This is a genomic window from Brunnivagina elsteri CCALA 953, from assembly GCF_002289455.1.
Classification (GTDB): Bacteria; Cyanobacteriota; Cyanobacteriia; order Cyanobacteriales; family Nostocaceae; genus Brunnivagina; species Brunnivagina elsteri.
The window spans coordinates 1-2,472 of sequence record NZ_NTFS01000633.1 but is presented as its reverse complement, the minus strand read 5'-3'; the positions used below and the strand labels follow the sequence as shown (position 1 = coordinate 2,472).

Genomic DNA, 2,472 nt, shown 5'->3' with positions numbered 1-2,472 from the left:
CGCATACAGTCTGTATTACTTAAAAAATATAAAATATTAATTCGTGACTGCCATAGTTTTTCGGAATTGGGCGATCGCTTTTTTAGAGTCGCTGTTCGCACTATTTCGGAAAATGAACGTTTGCTAGCAGCTTTGAAGGTAGAAATGGGTAAAATTCGTAATTCGTAGCCAGTAGCCAGGGAATTAATTCCCTGTCTAATAGCTCAATTCCTCTAAAGAGGAATGATAATAAGGTTTTTAGCGTTTAATAATTATTTTATAAACACTCTTTAATTCCTAACTCCTAATTCCTAATTCCTAATTCCTAATTCCCTAAACTGTGATTGATTACGATATTGTTATTATTGGTGGTAGTTTAGCAGGTCGTTACGCGGCGCTGAAAGCTTCGCAGCTACGTGCTAAAGTGGCGTTAGTTGAATTGGAAAATAATTTCGGTCAAAATTTACATCACAATCCACATCACAATTCACATCAAAATTTCAATTCGGGGTTAGTTTATCTTGATACTTTGTCTGAAGTTGCTAAACGGAAGTTGCAATTAGAAAGTGCCTCAGATTTTGGTATTTTTTTGTCTCAGCGTGGTGATAATAAAGAAAGCGATGAATTCAATCAAACACCTATAGCGGGTATGGATTGGGAAACTGCGATGTTGCGGGTATTTGGGGTAGAATTGCAGGTGCGATCGCATTATTCGTTAGAGTATTTGGTTGGGCAAGGTATTGATGTTATTGTTGGTGTTGGGCAATTTGAAGCTCAAACAAATTTAGGGTTTGCAATAGATAATCGGTTATTGGTAGGACGTACATATTTACTTGCGACTGGTTCACTTCCCAAAGTCGATAATATTGAGGGATTACAGAAAATTGGCTTTTTGACTTTAGCGAATATTTGGCAGGTTTTGGATGCTGCTTCTTTGAATGGAAATAAAGTACCTGAAGATTGGGTAATTTTGGGTGGAATTCCTCAAAGTATCCAACTTGCACAAACTTTAGTAAGACTTGGTTTGAATGTGACTTTGATTTGCGATCGCGAATTAATTCTCTCCCATGTTGACTTGGATATTTGCCAATTGCTTCAGGCACAATTAGAAGCTGAAGGGGTACGTATATTAACTAAAACTTTAGTGACGCAGGTTTTGCAAATCGATGATAAAAAGTGGTTACAAGCTGGTGATAAAGCGATTGAAACTGATGAAATAGTTGTCGCAACTGGACAAATACCAAATATTGAATCGCTCAATTTAGCTGCTGTGGGTGTAAAGTGGTATCAAGGTCGTTTGCATGTGAATGACAGGTTACAAACTACTAATTCTCGTATTTATGCTTGTGGTGATGTTATTGGTGGATATCCACTTGCTAATGTCGCAAATTACGAAGCTGATATTGCTGTAAATAATGCTTTATTTTTATCTAAGAATAAAGTCGATTATCAAAACGTTGTTTGGGGTATATCAACTCAACCAATATTTGCTCAAGTTGGTTTAACTCAAGCTCAATCAGAGAATTTATACGATTCGAGTGAAATTTTAATATTACGACAGTATTTTAAATCTTTAGCAGCAGCACAGATTCAGGATGAAACTACAGGGATTTGTAAATTAATTGTTTTAAAAAATGGCAGAATATTAGGTGCTGCCATAATTGGAGCCGAATCTAGGGAGATAATTAACATTATTGCTTTGGCTATCAATCGAAAAATCAAAATTCAGCAACTAACAAGTTTATGTTTGAGTTATCCAAGTTTCGCTAGTATTTTGGATGCGATCGCACGTGATTGGCAGTTACAAAGACTCAACCATAATTTTGTTTTTCAAGAATTTTTAGATGATTTTTTCCAAATTCGTCGCAACTGGAATATATAATTTATTTTATTTTATTTTATTTATTTCATTTATCGACTATTTTTTATTTTTCCCTTCCAGAAAAGAGACACTACCAATACCTTGAAGTATACCACGACCAATTAAACCTAAACCACGACCAACTACCTTAGTTAACATAAAAACAACCCCACTACCCAATAGCGACAACACTGATTGTAAACGTGGTGTTACAGCGTCTCTAAATTCGAGTATTAACGTCACTAATAAGGGAATACCTTTGAGTTGGGATAATTCAGCACGTCGAGGAGCATAAATCGACATTTTAGCGATTCCCCTTGGTGCAAATACAAACAACTCATAACGACTTTCAAAAATTGCTTGTGGTTCCTTAACGTAATTCCTTAAACGATATTTCCACGATAAATTATTTCTAAACCTCTCAATTTCCCTCGTTGAAATATACTCGCGATCGTAAAAATTTTGTTTGATTGTTTCTACATCCGCTAACTTATTTAGTAAAGGTTGAATCACACTATTAGCCACTTGAATTAAGATATTTTCTAAAATTAGTAAAGCATGGGATTTTGCTTCTTCACTACCAGCTAAATACACAGCATTATCAATATATAATTCTGTTTGAAAAATTAGAT

General features: G+C 35.0%; 2 protein-coding genes. One reads left to right on the top strand and one right to left on the bottom strand.

Annotated elements, in window-relative coordinates; genetic code table 11:
• The first annotated feature begins 319 nt into the window (after positions 1–319).
• Positions 320–1,861, top strand: a complete 1,542-nt coding sequence (locus CK510_RS29330; RefSeq protein WP_095724978.1) for an FAD-dependent oxidoreductase — start codon at positions 320–322, stop codon at positions 1,859–1,861.
• A gap of 36 nt (positions 1,862–1,897) precedes the next feature.
• On the opposite strand, the gene CK510_RS29325 is transcribed toward CK510_RS29330, so the two are convergent.
• A partial coding sequence (locus tag CK510_RS29325) for a DUF3685 domain-containing protein (protein WP_143289501.1) occupies positions 1,898–2,472 on the bottom strand: 575 nt, incomplete at its 5' end.